This is a genomic window from Streptomyces sp. NBC_01244, assembly GCF_035987325.1.
Lineage (GTDB): Bacteria > Actinomycetota > Actinomycetes > Streptomycetales > Streptomycetaceae > Streptomyces.
On record NZ_CP108488.1, the window covers coordinates 8,905,909 to 8,930,007 of the forward strand.

Below are 24,099 nucleotides of genomic sequence, written 5' to 3' on the forward strand. Positions count from 1 at the left end.
TCCGGGGTCCTCAGCCCCGGAGCGCGCCGCCGTACTGCCGTTCGGAACCTGCCCTTCAGAACCGCAGCGCCCACCAGTCCAGGTACCCGGTGTTCCCGGAGAAGGCGTCGAACACCCGCAGTCGCCACACCCCGGCCGCCGTCTCCGAAGAGGCGTTGACCGTGTAGAGACCGACGAGGTCGCTCTCGCCCCAGTCGGTGTACTCGTCCTTGATCGGGTACACCGACCCGTCGGGTGCGATCAGATCGATCCGCAGGGTCCCGGAGTCCGGGTGCTTGACGGACACCTCCACGTCCAGCTTGGAGGGGGCGTTGCCCTCGACCCCGCTGACCGTGATCGGGGACCTGATGGTCTTGAGGTCCCCGACCGCGTAGTTCCTGGTGTTGGAGACCCGCTTGGTGACCACCCGGTTCGCCACGCTGCCCATGTAGAGGGTGCGGTCCGGGGAGCCGGGACCGCGGTCGAGCACGGCCCCGGTGGTGGCCTTGCCCTTCAGGTAGGTCGCCACCTGGGCCGGGGTGGCGGTGCGGTTGAGGGACAGGTAGACCGCCGCCGCGCCCGCGACGTGCGGGGAGGCCATCGAGGTCCCCGACATCTGGGTGCTCCACTCGTCGTCCCAGTACACCGCCGAGGTGATGGAGTCGCCGGGGGCGAACAGGTCCACCAGCGAACCGTAGTTGGAGTACGTGGAGCGGGCGTCGTGGGTGCTCAGCGCCCCGACCGTGATCGCCTGGGAGACCCGGGCCGGAGAATGCCCCGAGGCGTCCTTGTCCTGGTTGCCCGCGGCCACGGTGTAGGTGATGCCGGAGGCGATGGAGCCCCGCACGGCCGCGTCCAGGACGCTGTCGGGGTCACCGCCCAGGCTCATGTTCGCCACGGCCGGCTTCACCGCGTGCCGGGTCACCCAGTCGATGCCGGCGACCACCTGCTCGGTCGTGCCCTCCCCGTTCCAGTCGAGGACCCGGACGGCCACCACCTTGGCGCGCTTGGCCACCCCGAAGGTGGTGCCCGCGACGGTCCCGGCCACGTGCGTGCCGTGTCCGTGCAGGTCCTCGGCGACGGAGTCGTCGTCGATCGCGTCGTAGCCGTACCGGGCACGCCCGCCGAAGTCCTTGTGGCTGATGTTGATTCCGGTGTCGATGACGTACGCGGTCACCCCCACACCGGCCGAAGAGGCGTACGTGTAGGCGTTGTTCAGCGGCCGCCTGCGCTGGTCGATCCGGTCCAGGCCCCAGGACGGCGGGGTCGGCTGGGTGGTGTCGAGGCGCAGCTTCCGATTCTGTGCGACCGTCTCCACGGCCGGATCGGCGGCGAGCCGCCGGGCCTGGCGCTCGGTCATCCGCACGGAATAGCCGTTGACCGCCGCGTCGTACGTCCGGCCCACCGTGCCGCCGAACCGCTCGACCAGGGACCGTCCCCGGTCCGTACGGGAACCCGCGCGCGCCGGGTCCAGCAGGACGAGGTAGCTGTCGGCGACGGCTCCGGGCGCCCCGGCGTACAGGACCTCGCCCTCCGGCGGGGCTGCTGCCGAGGCCCCGGTGTCCACCCCGAGCGCGAGCGCCGAGGCGAGTGCGAACGCGGCTCCGTACCGCCGCAATAAGCGTGATCTCGTGATCATGAAAGAGGACCCCCCTGAGTCGTCCGCTCAGAGTGCTGCCTTCACAGGCTCCGCACAAGAGCTCCGGAAGAGCTCCGGAAGAGCTCCGGAAGAGCTTCGGAAGAGCTCCGGGCAGGGGCCCGCGCGGGAGGCATCAGGCCTTGTGGATTGGGGCCCTTCTCCTCTTAGCGCCACCGGTTTACAGAACGGAATCTTTATGTGCGAACCCCTCCGAATCAGGACGAAAGATCCACCATGAAGAAGACGAAGGCAGAGCTCTGGGAATTCCTCCAGGGCCTGGGCAAGACCTTCATGCTGCCCGTGGCCCTTCTGGCCTTCTGCGGCATCATGCTCGGCGTCGGCTCCTCGCTCTCCAGCCCGGCCGTCCTGCAGAACCTCTCCTTCCTGGACAACGAACCCCTCCAGCTGGCCTTCACCTGGATGTCCAACACCGGACTGGTGGCCTTCAAGTTCCTTCCCGTGCTCTTCGCGATGGCGATTCCGCTGGGCCTGGCGCGTGAGGACAAGGGCGTCGCCGCCTTCTCCGGTTTCGTCGGCTTCGCCTCGATGAACCTCGCCGTCAACTTCTTCCTCACCACGCGCGGCGTGGACTTCGAGGACAAGGGCGAGATCGCGCACTACGGCATCGCCGACGTGCTGGGCGTGAAGTCCATCGACACCGGACTGCTCGGCGCGGTCGCCGTCGGTGTGATCGTGGCCCTGCTGCACAAGCGCTACCGCACCCAGCAGATGCCCGACGCGCTCGCCTTCTTCGGCGGCCTGCGCTTCGTCCCGATCGTCTCCGCCCTCGCCATGAGCATCGTCGGACTCCTCGTCCCGCTCGTCTGGCCCACCCTGGGAAGCTGGATCGCCTCCGTCGGCACGGGCATCGCGCACGCCGGAGTCTTCGGCCCCTTCTTCTTCGGCATGGGCGAGGTGCTGCTCCGCCCCATCGGCCTGCACCACATCCTGGTCGCGCTGTTCCGCTTCACCGACGCCGGCGGCGCCGGGGTGGTCTGCGGGGAGAACGTCAGCGGCGCCCTGAACCTTTTCTACGCACAGCTGTCCTGCCCCACCCCCTCCGGCGCGGCGCACACCGCGACGCAGTTCCTGTCCCAGGGCAAGATGGCCGCGTACCTCGGCGGTCTGCCGGGCGCCGCGCTGGCCATGTACCACTGTGCGAAGCGCACGATGCGCCCGGAGATCAAGGCGCTGCTCATCTCCGGCGTCGTCGCCTGCGTGGTCGGCGGGGTCACCGAACCGCTGGAGTTCCTCTTCCTCTTCATCGCGCCGTGGCTGTACCTGATCCACGCGGTCCTGGTGGGCCTCGGCTTCCTGGTCTCCGCCGTCCTCGGCGTGTACATCGGCAACACCGACGGCAACATCATCGACCTGCTGGTCTTCGGAGTCCTCCAGGGCACGACCACCAAGTGGTACCTGGTCCCGGTGATCGCCGCGATCTGGTTCGCCGTCTACTACTTCCTCTTCCGCTGGGCGATCACCAGGTTCGACCTGAAGACCCCCGGACGCGAGGACGAGCCCACCGAACCCGGAGCCGCGGACACCGGGGCCGAGGCCGACGCGGACGCCCCCAAGGCCGAGCTGGTCGCCGGTAAGTACGACCCGGTCGCCATCCTCGAAGCCCTCGGCGGCCCGGCCAACATCCACGCGCTCGACAACTGCGTCACCCGCCTGCGGATGACCGTCGGCGACGCCGCCCTGCTGGACGACACCCGGCTGAAGAAGCTCGGAGCCATCGCCGTGGTCCGGCTCGATGACCACAACGTGCAGGTCGTCATCGGCCCCCAGGTCCAGTCCGTGAAGGACGCCCTCGCCAAGCTCACCCCGGTCGGCTGACCCGATGGGCACCTACGACTTCGACGCCCCGGTCGACCGGCACGGCACCTGGTGCACCCAGTGGGACTACGTCGAGGACCGCTTCGGCACCCCGGACCTGCTCCCCTTCACCATCTCCGACATGGACTTCGAGACCGCCCCCGAGGTCCTCGCCGCCCTGCGCGGCCGCATGGAGCACGGGGTCCTCGGCTACTCCCGCTGGCGCCACGAGGACTTCCTCTCCGCCGTCCGGCACTGGTACGCGACCCGCTATGACACCCCCGTCGAGCAGGACCGCATCGCCTACGCCCCCGCCGTCCTCTACCAGGTCGGCCGGATCCTGGACCTGTGGTCCTCGCCCGGCGACGGGGTCGTGGTCCACACCCCGGCCTACGACGCCTTCCCCCGCCTCCTCGCCGCCCGAGACCGGGACATGCGCGGGGTCCCGCTCCACGACCGGGACCGTCTGGAGCGGGAGTTGGCCCGCCCCGACACCGCCGTGCTGCTCCTGTGCTCCCCGCACAATCCCACCGGCCACGTGTGGAGCGGGGCAGAGCTGGAGCGGATGGCCGAGCTGTGCGAGCGCCACGGGGTCGCGGTGATCAGCGACGAGATCCACTCCGACCTCGCGCACGCCCCGCACCGCCCCTGGGCACTGCACGGCCGCCCCGGCAGCCGCTGGGCCATCGTGACCTCCGCCTCGAAGTCCTTCAACATCCCCGCACTGACCGGCAGTTACGGCATCTTCGGCGACACGGAGTCCTGCGAGCGCTATCTCACCCTCCTCAAGGACGCCGACGGACTGTCCTCCCCGGCGGTCCTCTCCGTCGCCGGACACATCACCGCCTACCGCGAGGGCGGGCCCTGGCTCGACGCACTCAACGCCTACGTGGCGGACAACCTGCGCATGGTCGGCGACCGTCTCGCCGATGCCTTCCCCGAGCTGGACTGGCATCCGCCCCGGGCCGGCTACCTCGCCTGGATCGATCTCCGGCCCCTCGGAGTTCCCGACGAGGTGCTCCAACGTGAGCTGATTCATACCGAGAAGGTGGCGATCATGCCCGGAACCGCCTACGGGCCCGAAGGCGCGGGCTTCGTACGCCTCAACGTGGGCTGCCCGCGCTCCAAGGCCGAGGCCGGCATCGAGGCCTTGATCCGGGCGCTGCGCACCACCTCGGGAGCCACCTCCGAAGCCGCCGTCGGCGCCGCTTCCCCCGACGCCACAGGGCCTACGGCCGCAGGGAATTGACCGGACGGCCGAGGGGACTGCGGCCGGACGGCCGATGTGCGACCGGAACGGAGCCCTGCCGCAAATGCGGCAGGTCTCCGGCTCGTTGATCTAGGAAGAAGGGGACTGGGGAACGGATCCGGAACCGGCTAGGGTGAACGCCCATCAAGGTCATGCGCCGCAAGCCGACCAGCCCAAGGAGCGACCCCGTGCCGATGCCCACCCCGTTCTCCCATACCGCCGGCCCCCTTCCCGGTCCTCGGACCGGATCCCTTCCCGGCTCCCTTCCCGGCCCCCGCACCGGTACCCGTCCCGGCCCCTGCGCCGGCCGGCCGGCCGGCTCCGTCCCGGGCCCCGCCTCCGGCAGAGCCCCGAGCTCCGCCCCCGGCAGAGAGCCCGCGGGCACCTTGCTCCCGCCCCGGATCGCGGAGCCCCGCGAGGTGGCCCCCGCGGACGCGCGCGAGCTGACGCGACTCTTCTTCCGCCGGCTCCACGAGCTCGACGAGGGCACCCCCGAGTACCGGTACGTCCGCGAGACCCTCATCGAGATGAACATCTCGCTCGTCCGGTTCGCGATGCGCCCTTTCCGCGGCCGCGGTGACGGAGGTGACCTGGAGGACCTCCTCCAGGTCGGCACCATAGGCCTGATCAAGGCCATCGACCGGTTCGACCCCGCCCGCGAGGTGGAGTTCGCCTCCCTCGCCATGCCGTACATCACCGGCGAGATCAAGCGGTACTTCCGCGACACCAGTTGGGCGGTCCGCGTACCGCGCCGGCTCCAGGAAATGCGCATCGACCTGGCCAAGGCGAAGGAGGAGCTGACGGCGCTCCTCGACCAGCCGCCGACGGTCGCCGACCTCGCCGCTCACCTCTCGCTCACCGAGGAAGAGGTCATCGAGGGGCTCGTCGCCGCCAACGGCCACACCAGCGGCTCCCTCGACGCCCCGGGCTCCGAGCACTCCGACGGCCGCACCGAGGGCCACAGCCTCGCCGAGACGATGGGGGCCGAGGAGCCGGCGCTGGAGCGCGTCGAGGACATCCAGACGCTGGCGCCGCTGCTGGAACGCCTCAGCGACCGCGAGCGCCGCATGCTGGCGATGCGCTTCGGCGAGGAGCTCACCCAGGCCCAGATCGGCGCCGCCCTCGGCATCTCACAGATGCAGGTCTCGCGCCTCCTGACCCGGGTGCTGGCGCATCTGCGGGCCTCGATGCTCGCCGACCCGGAGCGGTCCGGAGCCGGGTCCCCGCAGCAAGCGGAATCCGGTGGCACGGGCGCAGCCACGGGCGATGGCGGCGACGCAACGTAAGTGACATGACTCACTTCACCGTTTGCAGAGGTTAAGCGCGGGCAGTAGCGCTGCTGGAGCGGACCCGTCCGCCGGCCGACGACGGCCGGATCGCGGGTGACGGGCGGATCCCGTCGCGCTCCACGGCCCGCCGGCCGCACGCAACCGGTGGGCCGTCTCCTGTACGACCCTTGAGGTGTATGTGTCCACGCTCATAGCCGAGCATGTGTACAAGGTGTTCGGTAAAGGACCCGACAACGGCGCGGCCGTCGCGAAGGCGGTCCGCGCACTCGAAAGCGGCGCGACCGACCGCGACGAGCTGCGCGCCGAGGGAACGACGGCGGCGGTGATCGACGCCTCGTTCCGCGTCGAGCCCGGCCAGATCTTCGTCGTGATGGGTCTGTCGGGCTCGGGCAAGTCCACCTTGCTGCGCATGCTCAACGGCCTCCTGGAGCCCACCGCGGGGCGCATCCTCTTCGACGGCGAGGAGCTCACGGCCCTCTCGCCGGCCGGACTGCGCCGCGTACGCTCCACCAAGATCAGCATGGTCTTCCAGCACTTCGCCCTGTTCCCGCACCGCGACGTGCTGGAGAACGCCGGCTACGGCCTGGAGGTCCAGGGCGTCCCCCGGGCCGAGCGCGAACGGCGGGCCGCCGAAGCGCTGGCCCTCTGCGGGCTCGGCGGCTGGGAGAAGTCCTGGCCCGACGAGCTCTCCGGCGGCATGCAGCAGCGCGTCGGCCTGGCCCGCGCCCTGGCCACCGACGCCGACCTGCTGCTGATGGACGAGTCCTTCAGCGCACTCGACCCGCTGATCCGCCGCGACATGCAGGACCAGCTGCTCGAACTCCAGAAGAGCCTGGGCAAGACCATCGTGTTCATCACCCACGACCTCAACGAGGCCATGCGGCTCGGCGACTCCATCGCCGTCATGCGCGACGGCCGCATCGTCCAGCAGGGCACGGCCGAGGACATCCTCACCCGCCCCGCCGACGACTACGTCGCCTCCTTCATCCAGGACGTGGACCGCTCGCGGGTGCTGACGGCCGACGCCGTCATGACCGGGGACCCCGGAGGCCGGCCGGACTGCGGCTGCCCCACCGTCTCCGCCGGCACCCCGCTCGCCGACGTGTGCGCCGTCAGCGCCCGGGTCCCGCACGACGTCGCCGTCACCGCCGAGGACGGCACCGTCGTCGGCTCCGTCCCGCAGGGCCGCCTCATCGCCTTCATCGGCGACGAGCAACGCGCCCCGCTGGACTGCGCGGAGGTGGCTGCCTGATGCCCCGCCTGAACCTCGGTTCCTGGGTCGACAGCGGTGTCGACTTCCTCCAGAGCCACCTGTCCTGGCTGTTCGACGCCATCGCCGCGCTCGTCACCGGGCTCTACGACGGCATCGAAGCCGTCCTGTCCGCGCCGAACCCCCTGCTGCTGGCCGGCATCCTCGCCGTCGCCGCCTGGTGGCTGCGCGGTCTGCTCGCCGCCCTGCTCGCCTTCGCCGGCTTCGCCCTGGTCGACTCCGTCGCCCTGTGGCCCGAGGCCATGTCCACGCTCGCGCTGGTCCTCGTCGCCACTCTGGTCACGCTGGTCTTCGCGATCCCGCTGGGCATCTGGGCCTCGCGCTCCGACAAGGTCAGCGCCACCCTGAAGCCGGTCCTGGACTTCATGCAGACCATGCCGGCGATGGTCTACCTCATCCCCGGCATCATCTTCTTCGGGGTGGGCGTGGTGCCCGGCATCATCGCCACCATCATCTTCTCGCTGGCGCCCGGCGTCCGGATGACCGAGCTCGGCATCCGCCAGGTCGACGCCGAACTCGTCGAAGCGGCCGAAGCCTTCGGCACCACCCCGCGCGACACCCTCGTACGGGTCCAGCTCCCGCTGGCGCTGCCCACCATCATGGCGGGCATCAACCAGGTGATCATGCTCGGCCTGTCCATGGTGGTCATCGCCGGCATGGTCGGCGGCGGCGGCCTCGGCGGCGCCGTCTACCGGGCCATCGGCAGCGTGGACATCGGACTCGGCTTCGAGGCCGGCATCTCCATCGTCATCCTCGCCATGTACCTGGACCGGATGACCGGGGCCCTGGGCCGCCAGGTCTCCCCGCTCGGCCGCCGCGCCCTCGCCAAGGCCCGCTCCGCCGCCACCGGCACCGCCAAGGTGTGGAGCCACCGCCCGCAGCCCGTCTTCGCCGTGGCCTCGGCCGTGGTGCTGTCCCTGGTCGCGGGTGGCCTCGGAATCTTCGGTGACTCCGGGAAGTCGCAGGTCAACGCCGTCGGCGGGGCCGGGGTCGAGAATATCGGCAAGGGCCGCAAGCTCAGCATCGGCTACATCCCGTGGGACGAGGGCATCGCCTCCACCTTCCTCTGGAAGGAGCTCCTGGAGCGCCGCGGGTACCAGGTCGAGGCCAAGCAGCTGGAACTCGGCGCGCTCTTCACCGGGCTCGCCGGGGGTCAGGTCGACTTCCAGACCGATGCCTGGCTGCCGACCACGCAGTCCGAGTACTGGAAGAAGTACGGCAACAAGCTCGACGACCTCGGCACCTGGTACGGGCCGACCTCCATCGAGCTGGCCGTTCCCTCCTACATGAAGGACGTCAAGACCCTCGCCGACCTGAAGGGCAAGGCGGGCGAGTTCAAGGGCCGGATCATCGGCATCGAGCCCAGCGCCGGCGCGATGGGCCTCCTCAAGGACAAGGTGCTGCCCCAGTACGGGCTCGACGGGGAGTACAAGGTCGTCGACGGATCGACCCCGGGCATGCTCGCCGAACTCAAGCGGGCCTACGAGAAGAAGGAGCCCGTCGCGGTCGTGCTCTGGTCGCCGCACTGGGCGTACGCCTCCTACGAGCTGACGAAGCTCGAAGACCCCCAGGCCGCCTGGGGCAAGGGCGACGGCATCCACAACGTCGCCCGCAAGGACTTCGCGGCCGACGAGCCGAAGGTCGCCCAGTGGCTGAGCTCCTTCAAGCTGACGGAGGCCCAGCTCACCGGTCTGGAGGCCAGGATCCAGGAATCGGGCAAGGGCAAGGAACAGCAGGCCGTCCGCGCCTGGCTGGCCGAGCACCCCGAGGTCGCCAAGCTGGCCTGACCACGTGCGGGGCCGGTGCGCGAAGCCCGTTCCACGGAGCTTCGCGCACCGGCCCCCGCACGGCCGGATCAGCACGGCCGGATCGGATCAGCCGGTCATGACCCGCTCCGACTCCCGGTGCCTGCCGCCGCACGGCACCGGCTCCTCGGAACCCGGGCGTCGCCGCACCGGCCACTACAGGAACCGGCCCAGGATCGCGGCCAGGGCCGGCACCAGCGGCAGCGAGAAGTCCACGCCCGGCCGGCCCGCCCCGTGCTGGAACACCAGCGTCGAGGCACCCAGCGCCGCCGCGAAGCCCAGACCCACCGAGAGCATCACGTCCTCGTCCACGGCGGACGCGATGTCGGAGAAGACCGCCGCCGTACCGCCGACATGTGCCTCGGTACCGTCCGTCCGGTGAGCGGCCACCGCCTCCCGGACCGGTCCGGCGACCATGTCGCGGGCCTCCTGTCCGTGCGGATCGGCGGTCGGGAACAGGTCGATGCGGGCAGACGGCCGGAGTTCCGGCCGGACTCACACCGCGGGAGCGGAGGTCGCGGAGGGCGCGCGCTGAGCGCCAAGTCCGCGGCGAGGGGCGGGAGGAGCCCGGGGCGCACACCTCTGACCTGCCGGAACATCGCCGGAACACTGGAGGATTCACCCGTGCGCAAAGGGGCAGGTCCATGGCACAGTGCGATCAGTCCAACCGCACGACCAGGGAGTCTCCATGAGCGATCCGCACTCCACGCAGCTCGCGGCCGCCCCCGAGTACCGGGCCGAGCCCAGGCGGCCGAGCCCGTCGGGCCTGTTGAGCCCGGTGAGTCAGCTGAGCCCGGCGGGTCAGTCGAGCCCGGCGGGTCAGTCGAGCCCGGCGGGTCAGTCGAGCCCGGCGGGTCAGCCGGGTCCGCTGCCGTGCTGCCCGGTGTGCGACGAAGCACCCGAACGCATCTCGTGGCGTCAGCGTCCGGGGCAGCCGGTGCTTCTGGTCTTCGATCCCTGCGGACACCGGCACGGCTCGCCGGCGGCGCCGGTCCTGGCCGTGAGCCCGCTGCCCGTCACGGGTCGGCGACGGGCCCTCGCCTGAGCTTGCCGGCCAGCTGGACGAGCCCGCCGTCGTCCGTGCGGGGAACGCGGGTGCTGCCGTAGCCGATGGGCGGGGGAGCGCACCGCCGGCTCAGGCGTCGGCGGGGGCGGGCTGGAGGTGGGCCGGGTCCGCGGGGCGCTGGTGGTCGATCAGGGCCGAGGCCAGCAGGGCCGTCACCGCCGAGAGCACCAGCAGCGGCATCAGGGTGGGCGCCTCCTTGCCCAGTAGGGCGGCGGCCAGGACCACGCCGGTCACCGGGAGCCGGGTACCGGCCACTCCGGCCGCGCAGATGCCGGCGGCCAGGGCGGGGCCCATGCCGAATCCGGGAAGGCCGCCGAAGGCGACGCCGATCGCCGCCCCGATCATGATGGACGGGAAGATGGGACCACCCCGGAGGCTGCCCAGGGCGATGCTCCAGCCGATCAGCTTGAAGACCGAGAGGGCGATCAGCGCGCCCACCGCCCAGGACGAGGGCTCGGCGGCCAGCATGCCGACGGTGTTCTGGCCGGACAGGGCCACCTCCTCGGGGGAGCGTCCGGTGATCAGCGCGTAGCCGGTGACGCAGAGGCCGACGGCCACCGCGCACAGGACGATCCGCTGCGCGGAGGTGCCCGTCCAGGCGTGCACGCGCAGGCCCCCGGACTTGCCCAGGGCGACCACGACGCCGATCAGGGCGGCCATCGGAATCCCCCACAGGAAGTCGCCCGCGTCGGGCAGGCCGACGGCGGGTTCCTGGGGGAGGGTGAGCGCGCCGATGCCCAGGCCCGTCCAGTGCCCGAAGCCGGTGAAGACCAGGGCTCCCACTCCGCTGGCGACCAGGGCGGGCAGGATCAGTACGAGGATGCGGGCGCCCCCGGCCACGAGGGCGGCTCCTTCCAGCACCATCACCACCGGGATCAGCGGACTGCCGAAGATGGTGCTGATGGCGGCGGTGGATCCGGCCATGCCCAGCACCGTGGCCAGCTCGGGCTCGGCGGCGCGCTTGGCCGCGCGGATGCTGAGCAGGGCGAGGCCGCTGCCCATCGCCATCAGGGGTGCCTCGGGTCCCAGCATCACGCCCAGGGGCAGGCAGGCCAGCGCGGCCAGGACCACGCTCAGGGTCTCGCGGGGCATGGTCGGCGGGCCGCCGAAGCCGTAGGCGGGGACGTGTCCGCCGGCGCCGGCCATCCGCGTGATGATCGGCGCGGCGAGCAGTCCGGCGAGGGTGAGCGTCGGCAGGCCCCACCACCACGGGGGGCGGGAGTAACCCAGCAGGTCGGGTGCGGTGTGCCAGACCCAGTGCTGGAGTTCGTGTTCGAGGCTGACGAAACCGAAGGCGAACAGCGAGACCGGGATGCCGATGAGCGCTGAGAGCACGAGCAGTCGCAGGGTCCCGGGGGCGAGGAGGAGCTGACGGAGCGATGCGGGCTGTTGCGCCTGTGCCATGAGTGCGGGGCCCTCCAGGAACGTCCGTGGTTCGTCCCAGGGTCGGTGCGCGGGGCGCGTCGCGCAGGGCGGGTGGGCCATACGGGTGAGGGATCACCTTCGGATCACCTTCCGCCCACGTGCTCAAAGATGCTCGCTGACCAGCCATTCCGAGCATCTTCCTTCAAATGGGGCCTCCGGGCCGCTATGTTGCCCGGTGCATGCCAAAAGGTGTGTCGGCAGTCCGGACCGCACGAGGAGCCGCCCCATGAGACTCATCAGCATCCGCAGAAGCCCACGGCGGCGGCGCGCCCCGGCGGCCGCGCTGCTCGCCGCGGCCCTCGCCGTGGCCGGTCTGGCCACCGCCGGCCCCCTCTCCTCACCGGCCTCGGCGGGGGCCGCGGCGCCGGCCCCGGCCACCGCGGGCAACGCCACCGGCGTCACCCAGTCCGGGAGCACCTTCACGATCGCAACCTCCGGCGGGGCCAAGGCCCGGGTGGTCGTCGCCCGCGCCGACATCTTCCGGCTCTGGCTCTCACCCGACGGCACCTTCACCAGCGACCCGGCCGGCACCGACCTCGCCCCCACCACCGACTTCGGCCCCGTGAGCGCCGCCTGGACCGACGCGGGCACGTACTACAAGATCACCACCGGTTCCCTGTCCATCCGGGTCAACAAGACCCCGCTGCAGTTCTCCGTCTACCGGGCCGACAACTCCACCCTCGTCTGGCAGGAGACGCAGCCCACCTCCTGGACCGGCAGCCAGACCACCCAGTACCTCGCGCGCGGAACCGACGAGCAGTTCTACGGAACGGGCCTGCGCCTGGGCGAATGGGCGCTGCGCGGCAAGACCGTCCCGATCGCCGTCGACAACAAATGGCGCGAGAACAACAACGCCAGCCCCGCGCCCTTCTACGTGTCGACCAACAACTACGGCGTGATGCGCAACACCTGGGCCCCGGGCTCGTACGGTTTCAACGCCCCCACCACGCTGACCCATGACGAGAAGCGCTTCGACGCCTGGTACTTCACCGGCAATTCCCTCAAGACCGTCCTCGATGCCTACACCGACGTCAGCGGCAAACCCTTCATGGCCCCGGCGTGGGGCTTCGAACTCGGCAACGCCGACTGCTTCAACGCCTCCAACCCGGCCTACCAGGGCGATCACAACCGGCTCCGCCACCAGACCACCCCGGACGTCGTCGGCTACGCCACGGACGCCCGCGCCGCCGACATGCCCTCGGGCTGGTTCCTGCCCAACGACGGCTACGGCTGCGGCTACACCGCGCCCCTGAAGTCCACGGTCGACGCCCTGAAGGCCAAGGGCTTCCAGACCGGACTGTGGACCTCGACGGGCCTCGGCAACATCAACGAGGAAGTGGGAGTCTCCGGTTCCCGGGGCGTGAAGACCGACGTCGCCTGGATCGGCGGCGGTTACAAGACGGCCTTCGCCGGGGTCCAGCAGGCCGTCGACGGCATCGAGAAGAACTCCGACGCCCGGCGCTACGTCTGGACCGTCGACGGCTGGGCCGGCACCCAGCGCAACGCCGTCGTCTGGACCGGTGACACCAACGGCACCTGGGACGACATGCGCTGGCACGTCCCCGCCATCACCGGTGCCGGCCTCTCCGGCCTCAACTACGCCACCGGCGACGTCGACGGCATCTTCGCCGGCAGCCCCAAGACCTACGCCCGCGACCTCCAGTGGAAGGCCTTCACCCCGGCCTTCATGACCATGTCCGGCTGGGGCGCCACCGGTCCGACCGCCGGCTACCAGGACAAGCAGCCCTGGCGGTTCGCGGAGCCGTACCTCTCGATCAACCGCAAGTACCTCCAGCTGAAGATGCGGCTGATGCCGTACCTGTACACGATGAGCCGGACCGCGCACGAGACCGGCGTCCCGAGCACCCGCGCGATGGTCCTGGAGTACCCCGAGGACCCGGTGGCGCGCGGCAACCTGACCAGCGGCCAGTTCATGGCCGGTGACTCCTTCCTCGTCGCGCCCGTGGTCTCCGACACCTCCGTACGGGACGGCATCTACCTCCCGGCCGGCACGTGGACGGACTACTGGACGGGCAAGACCTACGCCGGACCGGGCTGGCTCAACGGCTACCAGGCGCCCCTCGACACCCTGCCCCTGTTCGTCAAGGGCGGCGCCATCGTCCCGATGTGGCCGCAGATGAACTACACGGGGGAGAAGCCCGTCTCCACCCTCACCTACGACATCCACCCGCGCGGCGCCACCTCCTTCAGCCTGTACGAGGACGACGGAATCACCCGCGCCCACCAGAGCGGAGCCTTCGCCCGCCAGCAGGTCGAGGTCACCGCCCCCGCCTCCGGCTCCGGCACGGTCAACGTGTCCGTCTCCGCCCCGGCCGGCAGCTACACCGGCAAACCGGCCTCGCGCGGCTACGAGTTCAGCCTCCACGTGGCCACCGCCCCCACTGCGCTCACCGTGGACGGCGCCGCCCTCACCCGGCTGACCGGCAAGGCCGCCTACGACGCGGCGGCGACGGGCTGGTTCTTCGACTCCGCCGACCGCGGCGGCATCCTGTGGATCAAGACGGGTACGAAGTCGGGCGCGTTCAGCGTCTCGGCAAGCGGCACCTCCGTCCCGGCCGCAGACCCCATCCCGGTCACCTCCAGCCCCGTCCCGCAGACCGCCTGGACCCTGGTCTCCGCCGACAGCCAGGAGACCGGCGGCGAGAACGGCGCCGCCCGCAATGCCTTCGACGGGAACACCGGGACCATCTGGCACACCGCCTGGTCCGGTTCCGCCCCCGCGCCGCTCCCGCACGAGATCCAGATCGACCTCGGCGCCCGCTACACCGCCGACGGTCTCGGCTACCTGCCCCGCCAGGACGGCGGGGTCAACGGCCGGATCGGCGGCTACGAGGTATACGTCTCGGACACCACCACCGACTGGGGCTCCCCGGTGGCCACCGGCACCTTCGCCGACACGGCGGCCGTCAAACAGGTCTCCCTCTCCGCGAAGGCGGGCCGCTACCTCCGGCTGAAGGCGCTGACCGAAGCGGGCGGCCGCGGCCCCTGGACCAGCGCCGCCGAGATCACCCTCACCGGCCGCCCGACCCCGCTGCCCGCGGCCGCCACCCTGGTCAACGGAGCCTCGACCACGTGCATCGACCTGCCGGGCAGCGCCACCACCCCCGGCACCCAGCCCACCCTCTACAGCTGCCACGGCGGCCCCAACCAGCGCTGGACCCTGCAGGGAGACGGCCGGCTGACCGGCCTCGGCGGAGTCTGCCTGGACGCCGCCACCGCCAACGCCGTCGCGATCCAGACCTGCAACGGCAGCTCGGGCCAGAGCTGGCAGACCGGCCCCGACGGCAGCCTGCGCAACTCCGGCCAGTGTCTGACCCCGGCCGGCTCCGCCACGGCCAACGGCACCAAACTCACCCGGGTCGCGTGCGCGACGACCGCGGCCCAGCGCTGGACCTTCACCCCGTGACCCCGCGGGCGCGCCCCCGTGACGTGCCCGGCATCCCGATGAGAGCCGCCTGACACCCCCCACCGAGCCCGGCCCGGCACCCAGCCGGGCCGGGCTCAGGCGTGCCGGGGCGCGGCCGTTACCGTGGGGGCCGCGATCCTCGTACCTCGTACCTCGTACCTTTCAGGAAGGTGCTCATGCCCGCCGGGAAAATGCACGCCGACGAACCCGACATCGACACCGCCCTCGTGCGCAGGCTGATCGCCGGGCAGTTCCCCCGGTGGGCGGAGCTTCCGGTCGAGCGGGTCGACTCCGCCGGAACGTCCAACGCCATGTACCGGCTGGGCGGGGACCTGGTCGTACGGCTGCCGCGCACGCCCGGCGCGGCCGGCGACGTGGGCATGGAGCACGTCTGGCTGCCGCGGCTCGCCCCGGACCTGCCGGCCGCCATCCCCGCCCCCATCGGCATGGGGCGGCCCGCCGAGGGCTATCCCTGGTCCTGGTCCGTCTTCGGCTGGGTCCCGGGCGAGAACCCCGTGCCCGGCCGGATCGCGGAGCCGGACCTCCTGGCCGAGGAGCTGGCGGAGTTCATCTCCGCACTGCACCGGGCCGATCCGGCGGACGCTCCCGCCTCCTACCGCGGCGAGACCCTGGCGGACCGGGACGCCGCGACCCGCGCCGCGATCGCGGAACTGGGCGCGAGCGCCGACGCCGACGTCCCGACCGGGGCGGTGACCGCCCTGTGGGAGGAGGCCCTGCGGGCCGGGCCCTGGTCCGGGCCGCCGGTCTGGATCCACGCCGACCTGCAACCGGGGAACCTGCTCCTCGCGGACGGAAAGCTCGCCGCCGTCATCGACTTCGGCTGCGCCGGCCTCGGCGAACCCGCCGTCGACCTGATCCCGGCCTGGTACGTCCTGCCGGCCGCGGCCCGACCCGCCTTCCGCGCCGCCCTGGACGCCGACGACGCGATGTGGACGCGTGCCCGCGGCTGGGCCCTGTCGATCGCCCTCATGGAACTGAACTACTACAAGGAGACGAATCCGGTCATGGCGGCCATCGCCCGCCACGTCATCGGCGAACTCCTCGCGGCGGTCCCGGGGCCCGAATGACCGGAACGCGCACGGGACCGGGCGGGAATGACGGGAACGCGCACGATCCGACCGGACGGTCGGCCGGGGTATGGCTCGTTGTCAGTGCCGGTTGCGAGCATGGGCGGCATGACGCCTTTCCTTCTGACCGACATCGACCGCGCCGTCCGCAGCAGTTGGAGCGCGATGACGTGCACGCCCGAGTACCGCGACCGATGGACCAGGGAGAACCCGGCCCGCGACCAGTGCGGTGTGACCGCCATGGTCCTCAATGACTTGCTGGGCGGCGAGCTGATCCGCGGCGAGGTCCTCGTCGACGGCGAGCGCGTGGACTACCACTGGTGGAACCGTCTGGGCCTCGGCATAGAGATCGACCTCACCCGCGAGCAGTTCGGCCCGGAGGAGAAGATCACCGAAGGCATCGTCATGCCCCGTCCCCCGGAGAGCGAATGGCGCCGGCTGCGGACGGAGTACGAGCTCCTGCGCGACGAGGTGATGGCCAAGCTCACCGGTGCCCCGAAAGAGACGGCCTAGCTCCAGCGGGTCGGCACCCGGTCCCACCCTCGCGATGGCGGGACCGGGTTGCCGCCCTGGGCCGTGAACTGATCGTCGGACAGCCGGACATCCAAGTCAATCCTCCGGATTTCTCGCAACCCCCAAGGGATAGCTTGGGGGTTGTGACCCTCGATGATCTCCGCGTCTTCGTCGCCGTCTGCCGGGCCGGCAGCCTCAGTGCCGTCGCCCGCGACCTCGGCCGCACGCAGTCCGCCGTCAGCCAGCACATCCGCCGGCTGGAGAAGGAAACCGGCACCGCGCTCCTGGAGCGCCACCCGCGCGGGGTCTCGCCCACCTGGGCCGGCCTGATCCTCCGGGCGGCCGCCGCCGACGTCATCGCCGGGCTCGACGGAGCCCTGCGCCGGCTCGACGACCTCGTACGGGGCGACGGCGGCTCGGTCCGAGTCACCACCGGGGCCACCACCGTGCGCCACTTCATGGCGGAGGCGATCGTCGCCTTCCGGCGCGGCCACCCCCGGGTCAGCCTGGAGTTCCAGACCGAGAACTCCAGCCGGAGCTGTTTCGAAGCCCTCTCCGCCGAGGACCTCGACCTCGCGTGGATCACCATCGGCGCCCCCGTGCGGGGCATCGAGCAGCGCCCCGTCATGCGGCTGCCCTGGGTCCTGGCGGTCGGCGCCGACGACCCCCTCGCCGCCCGCTCCCGCCTGGAGCCGGCCGACCTCGGCGCCATCCGTCACATCCGGCTGCCGGAGAACTCCGCCTCCCGCGCCCAGCTCGACGCCGCCCTCGCCGAAGCCGGCGTCCGGATCAGCTCCGACACCAGCGCCGCCGACTGGGACACCGCCCTCCTCCTCGCCGAACTGGGCCTCGGCCACGCCGTCGTACCGGCGCTGCCCGGCTGGCAGGTACCCGGATCAACCGGACCGCTGCGCCTGGTCCCGGTCCCCGCCCTGCCGCCGCTCGCCGTCGGCTGGGCCGTCCGGCGCTGGTCCGCCCTCTCCCCGCTCGCCCGCGCCTTCGCCGACGAGGTGGCCCGCAGCTGCACGGCCCGCGCGACCGCCCCCGGCCGGCCGGGACCCGGTCAGCCGTGACGACGGCAGTCGTGACGACGGCAGCCGTGACGCGGGCAGCAGTCCTACGGCGGCCAGTGCGGCCAGCGCCGCGACCGAAGCCCCGGTCCCCGCGGCCACCGCGATGCCGAGGGCGGGTCCGACGTTCATCGCCGTCTGCTTGAGCCCGCCCACCACCCCCGCGTGCCCGGCCGGGGCGTCCCCGACCACCGTCCCGGTGGCCGTCACCATCACCGCGGCGAAGCCCGCGCCGAGCACCCCGAACCCCCAGCCCGGCCCCAGTCCCGTGATCCCGAGCGCCACCAGCCCGGTCCCCGCCATCGCCGTCCCGCGGGCTCCGAACCGGCGCAGCAGGGCCCCCGCCACCGGTGCGCCGACGACCATGGCGGCCGTCATCGGCAGCACGCGCAGCCCGGTCGCGAGCGGATCGAGCCCCGCCGCGTCCTGGAGCGCGAAGCTGGCCCCGAACAGCGCCCCGAACAGTGCGGCGGAGATCACGGCCAGCAGTGCGACGGACGCCGTCACCGGTACGGAGCGGGCCACCGGGCGCGGCACCAGGGGCTGGGCGGAGCGGCGCTCGGACCGTACGAGCAGGGCCGCCAGCGCGGCCGCCGCGGCGAACCCGGCCAGGGTCCGGGGCCCCGACCAGCCGTGTTCCGGTACGCCGGCCAGCGCGTGGACCAGCACCGCGAGGGCCGCCGCGAGGAGGGCCGCACCGCCGGGCCGGATCCGGCCGGGCTCGGTGGGCGGGGGCGCGGGGACCCGTACGAACAGGGCCGCCGCCGCGATCGCGAGGGCGGCGGGGACGTTCGCCACGAACACCGCGCGCCAGCCGAAGCGTTCGACCAGCACACCCCCGAGCAGCGGCCCGGCCGCCGCGGCCAGCCCGATCGCCGTGGTCCGCACCGCGACCGGCCCGCCGATCCGCCCGGGCGGGTACGCGAGCCGCAGCAGGGCGAGCGTCGCCGGCTGGAGCAGTGCCCCGAACAGCCCCTGGGCCGCGCGCAGGGCGATCACCCAGCCGGCCCCGGGAGCGAGCGCGATGCCCGCCGAGGCCGCCGCGAAGCCGAGTACGCCGGTGAACAGCAGCCGGGTGTGCCCGTACCGGTCACCCAGCCGCCCGGCGAGGACCAGGAAGGCGGCCACGCTCAGCAGGTACGCGCCGCTCGTCCACTGCACCTCGGCCAGACTCGCGCCGAGGTCCCGCCGCAGGCTGGGCTGCGCCATGAGCAGGACCGTCCCGTCGAGGGCGACGAGCATCGCGCCGGCCGCGCTGACGCAGAGCGCGAGCCGGGGTCTCACCGGCGGTGCCCGGGCAGATGTGCGTCGAGGGCGGCGTCGACCACTCGGTCGACGGAGGCCGCCGGATCGCCGTCGAGCACCAGCGGCAGACTGCCCCAGGCCCACAGCTGCGCCACGCCGTGCAGATTGGCCCAGAGCGCGGCGGCGGTGATGCGGGGGGCTTCGGTCGCCGCGCACCGGGCGACCAGGGAGACGAGCAGCTCGAACAGCGGCAGCGTGGAGTCCCGGAGCCGGCCCCCCGGCGGCCCGTCCTGCCCGCTGCCGTCCAGCAGGTCGTGGCGGAACATCAGCTCGAACATGCCGCGGTGCTCCAGCGCGTAGCCGACGTACGCGCGCCCCAGCGCCCGCACCTGCCCGCGCGGATCGTCCGCACCCGGGCCCGCCATCGCGGCGGGGATGCGGGAGCCGAGCTCCTCGAAACCGCGCCGGGCGATCGCGGACAGCAGCGCGTGGTGGGTGGCGAAGTACCGGCGGGGCGCCCCGTGGGACACCCCGGCGCGGCGGGCGATCTCGCGCAGCCCGAGCGCGGCGGTCCCCTCGCTCGTCACGAGCTCCACGCCGACGTCGATCAGCCGCTCGCGCAGCCCGCTCTCCTGATCCATGGACAGTGTCTACCACCGAGCCGTAGACAGTGTCTATCTCCTTCTCTCGGTGATGATGGGATGAGCGCGGCCGGGCGAGGCGCCCGGCCCGGCCGAGGGAGAGGTGACCTGCCATGGCGGAGCGCGAGGCCCGTGAGGCCGGGCCGTCGGCGGGCGGACTCGAAGAGGGCCGCCTGATGAAGGAGCTCGAAGCCATCCACCGCACGCGTCACGAAACCCTGCTGCACGGATCGGACGACGCGCTGGTCACGCACACCCGGCGGATGGAGGAACTGGAGGGCGAGTACCTGCGCCGCCATCCGGAACGCGCCCAGACCACCGGCCGCACCCGCTCCGGCGCGCGCGCCCGCACGGGAGCGGACGAACAGGGGTAGCGGGGCTCGGGCCGTGAGCGGCGGGTTCGCAACCGACCACAAATGACCACAACTGAAAAGTGATCGTCCGGCCGACGTGGAGTCCCTAGCCTGGTTCGAGGAATTCGAGGAACCGGTCTGGGGAGAGGACGCGTGCATGGACCAGCAGGGCCGTGAGGCATTGATCGCCGGAGTTTCGGAGCTGGCCGTCCTGAGGGCGCTGCAACTCGCCGGGAACCGGATCGTGGGCAAACGCGGCCGCTCGGTCCGGGGGCCGATGAGGGCGATCGACCCGTGGTCGGTGCATGTGCACCTGCGGGTGGAAAACCATGAACTGGATGCCGTTCTGGAGGACGCCTGGCAGATTCCCGCAGCGGCCGGTCTGCCGGACGAACTGCTCTCCGCACTCGACGGGCATGCCCGCACTTTGCTGGCCGCCGGCATCGAGTTCAGCCGGGACGATCTCCTGCTGACGTTGTCCCAGCTCCCCAGCGAACTTGCTTTGCCCTGGGAGCCGCAGGGTCCCTCGGAGGATCGGCATGTCGCTCAGCAGTAGCCAGGAGAGCGAACTCGCCGCCGCCCGCATCGTTGAGCATGCGACCGGCCGGAAGGTCGAGCCTTACGACGAGTGCGTCGAATGCCGCGATTTCCATGACAGGAGTACGCCTGTCAACGGCCGGTACGACTTCCATCAGGGAGAGTGCGGCGCGCTGGAGGTCACGTTCGCGACCAGCGGGGTCGCGGAGCGGAACGAACGCGATTGGAACCCCTACCTCGCGGCGTGCCCGGCCCCGACGCTGCGCTCCGGCTGGCACGTCATGGTCGACAGCACCGTGAAGGTGAAGGCTCCCCGGGGAAAGAAGGGGGCGCGGGAATCGAGGGACTTCCTCGGAGTGGTCGTCCCTGCCCTGGAGGAGCTGGAACGGCGCGGCGTATCGGACCTGCTGATGGGGAGAGTCTGCGTCTCTGCCCCCCTTCATGATCCTGCCTGCCCGTACGGAGTGCTGAGCCGAGCGGGGGTCCTGTCCGCCTGGGCCGAACCCGGTGGCGATGGGGCGGGCGAGATCCGGACAGGGGTGCTTTTCGGGTTCGACGGCATGCCTGCCGTCGATGAGGAGGACGCGAAGAAGAAGGAGGCCAGGCAGCGTAAGAAGGAGCAGGCCAAGGGAGGCGTGCGGCCTGCGCCCGCGACCGCCGCGCCTACCGAGGCATCCATGGGGCCGGTGAAGTCGTTCGATCCGGGGTTCATCGCTCGTCTGGAGTCGCGACGAGCGGACGACGAGCTGAAGGCAGTCGAATACCTCCAGGCCCTGTTCCCTGGCGGGCTGTCGGAATCCGAGCTCGTCGAGCGTGCGCGCAGGCTGGTGGACGAAAGGATCGAGCTCGCGAAGGCCACGACCTGGCGGGAGGGCGTTGCGGCCCTTCCCGGGCCACGGAGCGCGGATGCGGGAACGGACCTGGTCGACCTCCTGGAGGGCGAATTCTCGCTTCACCCCGACCTGGCGGCGAAGCTGCTCCGAGCCGATCCTCGCCGGGTGAGGCGTGAGGTCTTCTTCTGGCTGACCTGGACGAGGGTGCCGGCCTGGAATCGCCTGGTGCGCGACGGGCTGCTTCCCGACCGTGCCCCGGAGCTGCCCGCCGGGGTGACCGGCATGTGGGCCGGTTGCCTGCCGGACCGCACGCAGGTCCTGCACTGGAGTGCCGAGGCTGGGTGGGTCCGCCACAGCACTGAGGGTCTCTCGCCGGTAGCCATCTGCCGGAGATAGCCGGCCGCCTACTTCTCGGCGTGCTCGCCCAGCATGAACAGCAGCCAGACGAACCCCGCCAAGAGGTGCGTGCCGGCGATGTAGAAGAAGGCGCGCAGCAGTACGCCGTTCTCCTTCCACTTCTCGTACTTCGCCGCCGCGGCGGCGGAGCGCGCCCGCTCGGAATGCTCGTCCTGGTCCGTCATCACCCGAACAGCCTACGGGCGCGTCCGTGCGTCCCCCGACGTCGTTCGTGAATCAGACTTGCTTCATGTGAGACAAATTTGTATCGTTTGATACGAAGGAGGATCGCATGATGAACCAAGAAGAGCTGCTGGACGGCGCCGCACGCGTGCTCGCCGGCGATCACAGTGCCTCCATGGCGCACATCGCCGCGGGCATCGGGACCAGCCGCGCCACGCTCAGCCGCCGCTACGCCACCCGCGAGGCGCTCCTCAAAGCCGTCGCCGTGCGGGCCATCGAGGTGGTCGACGGGTGCCTCGCCCCCGCCGACCTGCCCGGCGACGCCGACGGAGCGGAGTTCGACGCCGCGCTCGAGCGGCTCGTCACCGGGCTGCTGCCCGCCGCGCACCTGTACGGGTTCACCTCCCGCGACGCCACCGTGCTCGCCGACCCCGAGTTCCGGGCCGGGATCCAGCGCCAGGACCAGCGGGCCCTCGCCTTCCTCGCACTCGGCCAGCGCCTCGGCCGGCTCCGCGTCGACCTGCCCGCGTACTGGATCTGGTACTCGCTCTGGGGACTCCTCGACGCCGCCGCCGAGGGCGTCCGCGACGGCCACCTCGCCCGCCGCGACATCGGCCGGCTCGTCCTCGCCTCCTTCCTCAGCGGAACCCGGCCGTCCCCGGCGGCCTGAGCCCGCACCCCCGAACCCCTCCCGCGTACGACCGTGAAACAACCGTGAACGGAACCCCCATGCACACCCCCACGCAGGACCCGCGCCGCTGGATCGTGCTCGCGATCCTCTCCGGCAGTCTCCTGCTCATCTCGATGGACACCACGATCCTCAACGTGGCCTTCCCCTCGCTCGTCGGCGACCTCCAGCCGGGCGCCGTACAGCAGCTGTGGATCATCGACATCTACGCACTCGCCCTCTCCGGGCTGCTGGTCACCGCGGGCGCCCTCGGCGACCGCTGGGGCCGCAAGCGACTGCTCATGGCGGGCTTCGGCATCTTCGCCCTCGCCTCGCTCATCGCCGTCTTCTCCACCGAGGCCTGGCACGTCATCGCGGCCCGCGCCCTCCTCGGCGTCGGCGGCGCCGCGATCATGCCCTCCACCCTGTCGATCCTGCGCAGCGTCTTCACCGACGCCAAGGAACGCGCCTTCGCGCTCGCCGTCTGGGCCGCCGTGTTCGGCGGCGGCATGGCCTTCGGCCCCGTCGTCGGCGGCCTGCTCGTCCAGGACTACGGCTGGCACTCCGCCTTCCTCCTCAACCTCCCCGTCACCGCGGTCATCGTCGCGGCCGGCCTGCGCTACCTCCCCGAGTCCCGCTCCCCGCGCTCCACCGGAAAGTGGGACTGGACCGGCGTCGGCCAGTCGATCGTCGGCATGCTCGCCCTCGCGGGCGGCATCAAGCAGCTCGGCAAGAGCGGTGTCGCCGACCCGCTGCCCTGGGCCCTGCTGGTCCTCGCCGTCGTCGCGCTGACCCTGTTCGTCCGCCGCCAGCTCCGCGTGGACAACCCGCTGCTCCAGGTCCGGCTCTTCACCAAGCCCGCCTTCAGCGTGGCCGCCACCGCGATCTTCCTGCCCATGGTGGGCATGGGCGCGATCCTGTTCCTGGTCACCCAGTGGTTCCAGTACGGCCAGGGATACACCCCGCTGGAGGCGGGCCTGCGCCTGCTGCCCGCCCCGCTCGCGCTGATCTGCGCCTCGATGGTCGCCCCGACCCTCATGCAGCGCTTCGCGATCCGCCACGTGCTCGGCGGCGGCCTGGTGGTCCTCGCGGCGGGCATGGCCCTGCCCTGGACCCTCCAGCAGTTCACCGGCCTCGGCTACCCCGCCTTCGCCGTCGCGCTGACCATCATGGGCGTGGGCGCGGGCATCGCGACCACCGTCGCCTCGGTCACCCTCATCTCCACGGCGCCGGCCGACCAGGTCTCCAGCGCCGCCGCCATCGAGGAGACCTGCTACGAACTCGGCTCGGCCATGGGCGTCGCCATCCTCGGCTCCACCGCCGCCACGCTCTACCGGGGCAACCTCCCGGCCCTGGAGCTGGATTCCACCACCCTGGCCGCCGTACGGGACTCCGTGGGCGAGGCAGCCCACACCGCCGAGCTGCTCGGCGGCGGCGTCGGCCGGACCCTGCTCGAGGCCGCCTCGCAGGCCTACACCCTCGCGATCACCCCGGCGTTCCTGATGGCCGGCGTCCTCGCGATCGCAGCCGCGGCGACCACCTGGACGCTGATCCCGCGCGACCTGAGGCCGACCGAGAACCACTGAGCGGAGCAGGGGAGCAGAGGGGA

General features: G+C 71.8%; 20 protein-coding genes and 1 pseudogene. 15 read left to right on the plus strand and 6 right to left on the minus strand.

All coding sequences use genetic code 11. The annotated features are described in order from the left end of the window. Positions 1–55 precede the first annotated feature (55 nt). Positions 56–1,618 carry a S8 family peptidase gene (locus OG247_RS39620; protein ID WP_327256802.1) on the minus strand — a complete coding sequence of 521 codons (1,563 nt, stop codon included), beginning with the start codon at positions 1,616–1,618 and terminating at the stop codon, positions 56–58. A 234-nt stretch (positions 1,619–1,852) separates the two neighbouring features. Between OG247_RS39620 and malX the strand changes: the two genes are divergently transcribed. The 5 genes from malX (at position 1,853) to OG247_RS39645 (ending at position 9,028) form a co-directional block, all read left to right on the plus strand. Then, positions 1,853–3,454: a maltose/glucose-specific PTS transporter subunit IIBC gene (gene malX / locus OG247_RS39625; protein WP_327256803.1), complete on the plus strand. Its 1,602-nt coding sequence runs from the start codon at positions 1,853–1,855 to the stop codon at positions 3,452–3,454. 4 nt (positions 3,455–3,458) lie between these two features. After that, entirely contained in the window at positions 3,459–4,682 is a 1,224-nt protein-coding gene (locus tag OG247_RS39630; protein WP_327256804.1) for a MalY/PatB family protein, read from the plus strand. A gap of 386 nt (positions 4,683–5,068) precedes the next feature. Continuing rightward, a complete protein-coding gene (locus tag OG247_RS39635) occupies positions 5,069–5,968 on the plus strand; it encodes a SigB/SigF/SigG family RNA polymerase sigma factor (protein WP_327256805.1) in 900 nt (299 codons plus the stop codon). A 181-nt stretch (positions 5,969–6,149) separates the two neighbouring features. Next, a complete protein-coding gene (locus tag OG247_RS39640) occupies positions 6,150–7,223 on the plus strand; it encodes a quaternary amine ABC transporter ATP-binding protein (RefSeq protein WP_327256806.1) in 1,074 nt (357 codons plus the stop codon). Then, positions 7,223–9,028 carry an ABC transporter permease/substrate binding protein gene (locus OG247_RS39645; RefSeq protein WP_327256807.1) on the plus strand — a complete coding sequence of 602 codons (1,806 nt, stop codon included), beginning with the start codon at positions 7,223–7,225 and terminating at the stop codon, positions 9,026–9,028. The genes OG247_RS39640 and OG247_RS39645 overlap by 1 nt, the downstream gene beginning before the upstream one ends. 174 nt (positions 9,029–9,202) lie before the next feature. Here OG247_RS39645 and OG247_RS39650 read toward each other — a convergent pair whose 3' ends face one another. Then, a complete protein-coding gene (locus OG247_RS39650) occupies positions 9,203–9,511 on the minus strand; it encodes an MMPL family transporter (RefSeq protein WP_327257793.1) in 309 nt (102 codons plus the stop codon). Between the two features lie 223 nt (positions 9,512–9,734). Here OG247_RS39650 and OG247_RS39655 point away from each other — a divergent pair, with 223 nt between their 5' ends. Further along, positions 9,735–10,091: a hypothetical protein gene (locus OG247_RS39655; protein ID WP_327256808.1), complete on the plus strand. Its 357-nt coding sequence runs from the start codon at positions 9,735–9,737 to the stop codon at positions 10,089–10,091. 90 nt (positions 10,092–10,181) lie between these two features. On the opposite strand, the gene OG247_RS39660 is transcribed toward OG247_RS39655, so the two are convergent. Next, complete coding sequence (locus tag OG247_RS39660; protein ID WP_327256809.1) at positions 10,182–11,516, minus strand: chloride channel protein; 1,335 nt, start codon at positions 11,514–11,516, stop codon at positions 10,182–10,184. 247 nt (positions 11,517–11,763) lie between these two features. Here OG247_RS39660 and OG247_RS39665 point away from each other — a divergent pair, with 247 nt between their 5' ends. The 4 genes from OG247_RS39665 to OG247_RS39680 all read left to right on the plus strand — a co-directional run bounded on the left by OG247_RS39665 (position 11,764) and on the right by OG247_RS39680 (position 17,638). After that, positions 11,764–14,964 carry a TIM-barrel domain-containing protein gene (locus tag OG247_RS39665; protein ID WP_327256810.1) on the plus strand — a complete coding sequence of 1,067 codons (3,201 nt, stop codon included), beginning with the start codon at positions 11,764–11,766 and terminating at the stop codon, positions 14,962–14,964. Positions 14,965–15,140: 176 nt separating this feature from the next. Continuing rightward, on the plus strand, positions 15,141–16,052 hold the full coding sequence (locus OG247_RS39670) for an aminoglycoside phosphotransferase family protein (RefSeq protein ID WP_327256811.1): 912 nt from the start codon (positions 15,141–15,143) through the stop codon (positions 16,050–16,052). A 108-nt stretch (positions 16,053–16,160) separates the two neighbouring features. Further along, positions 16,161–16,565, plus strand: a complete 405-nt coding sequence (locus OG247_RS39675; RefSeq protein ID WP_327256812.1) for a YunG family protein — start codon at positions 16,161–16,163, stop codon at positions 16,563–16,565. A 143-nt stretch (positions 16,566–16,708) separates the two neighbouring features. After that, complete coding sequence (locus OG247_RS39680) at positions 16,709–17,638, plus strand: LysR family transcriptional regulator (protein ID WP_327256813.1); 930 nt, start codon at positions 16,709–16,711, stop codon at positions 17,636–17,638. 18 nt (positions 17,639–17,656) lie between these two features. On the opposite strand, the pseudogene OG247_RS39685 reads toward OG247_RS39680, so the two are convergent. Both OG247_RS39685 and OG247_RS39690 read right to left on the minus strand, forming a co-directional pair. Then, a pseudogene (locus OG247_RS39685) lies at positions 17,657–18,877 on the minus strand (MFS transporter); the annotation flags it as partial. 38 nt (positions 18,878–18,915) lie between these two features. Then, positions 18,916–19,521, minus strand: a complete 606-nt coding sequence (locus tag OG247_RS39690; RefSeq protein ID WP_327256814.1) for a TetR/AcrR family transcriptional regulator — start codon at positions 19,519–19,521, stop codon at positions 18,916–18,918. 113 nt (positions 19,522–19,634) lie between these two features. On the opposite strand from OG247_RS39690, the gene OG247_RS39695 reads away from it, so the two are divergent. From OG247_RS39695 to OG247_RS39705, 3 genes are all read left to right on the plus strand, one after another. After that, positions 19,635–19,895, plus strand: a complete 261-nt coding sequence (locus OG247_RS39695; RefSeq protein WP_327256815.1) for a DUF6158 family protein — start codon at positions 19,635–19,637, stop codon at positions 19,893–19,895. 136 nt (positions 19,896–20,031) lie between these two features. Continuing rightward, the gene (locus OG247_RS39700; protein ID WP_327256816.1) at positions 20,032–20,430 is read left to right on the plus strand and encodes a hypothetical protein; all 399 of its coding nucleotides are present in this window, start codon (positions 20,032–20,034) and stop codon (positions 20,428–20,430) included. Further along, entirely contained in the window at positions 20,414–21,640 is a 1,227-nt protein-coding gene (locus OG247_RS39705; protein WP_327256817.1) for a hypothetical protein, read from the plus strand. Before OG247_RS39700 ends, OG247_RS39705 begins: the two co-directional genes overlap by 17 nt. Before the next feature lie 8 nt (positions 21,641–21,648). On the opposite strand, the gene OG247_RS39710 is transcribed toward OG247_RS39705, so the two are convergent. Continuing rightward, the gene (locus tag OG247_RS39710; RefSeq protein WP_327257794.1) at positions 21,649–21,825 is read right to left on the minus strand and encodes a DUF6126 family protein; all 177 of its coding nucleotides are present in this window, start codon (positions 21,823–21,825) and stop codon (positions 21,649–21,651) included. Positions 21,826–21,932: 107 nt separating this feature from the next. Between OG247_RS39710 and OG247_RS39715 the strand changes: the two genes are divergently transcribed. Beyond that, on the plus strand, positions 21,933–22,493 hold the full coding sequence (locus OG247_RS39715) for a TetR/AcrR family transcriptional regulator (protein WP_327256818.1): 561 nt from the start codon (positions 21,933–21,935) through the stop codon (positions 22,491–22,493). 59 nt (positions 22,494–22,552) lie between these two features. After that, positions 22,553–24,076, plus strand: coding sequence for an MFS transporter (locus OG247_RS39720; RefSeq protein WP_327256819.1), 1,524 nt, complete (start codon positions 22,553–22,555; stop codon positions 24,074–24,076). The last annotated feature ends 23 nt before the right edge of the window (positions 24,077–24,099 follow it).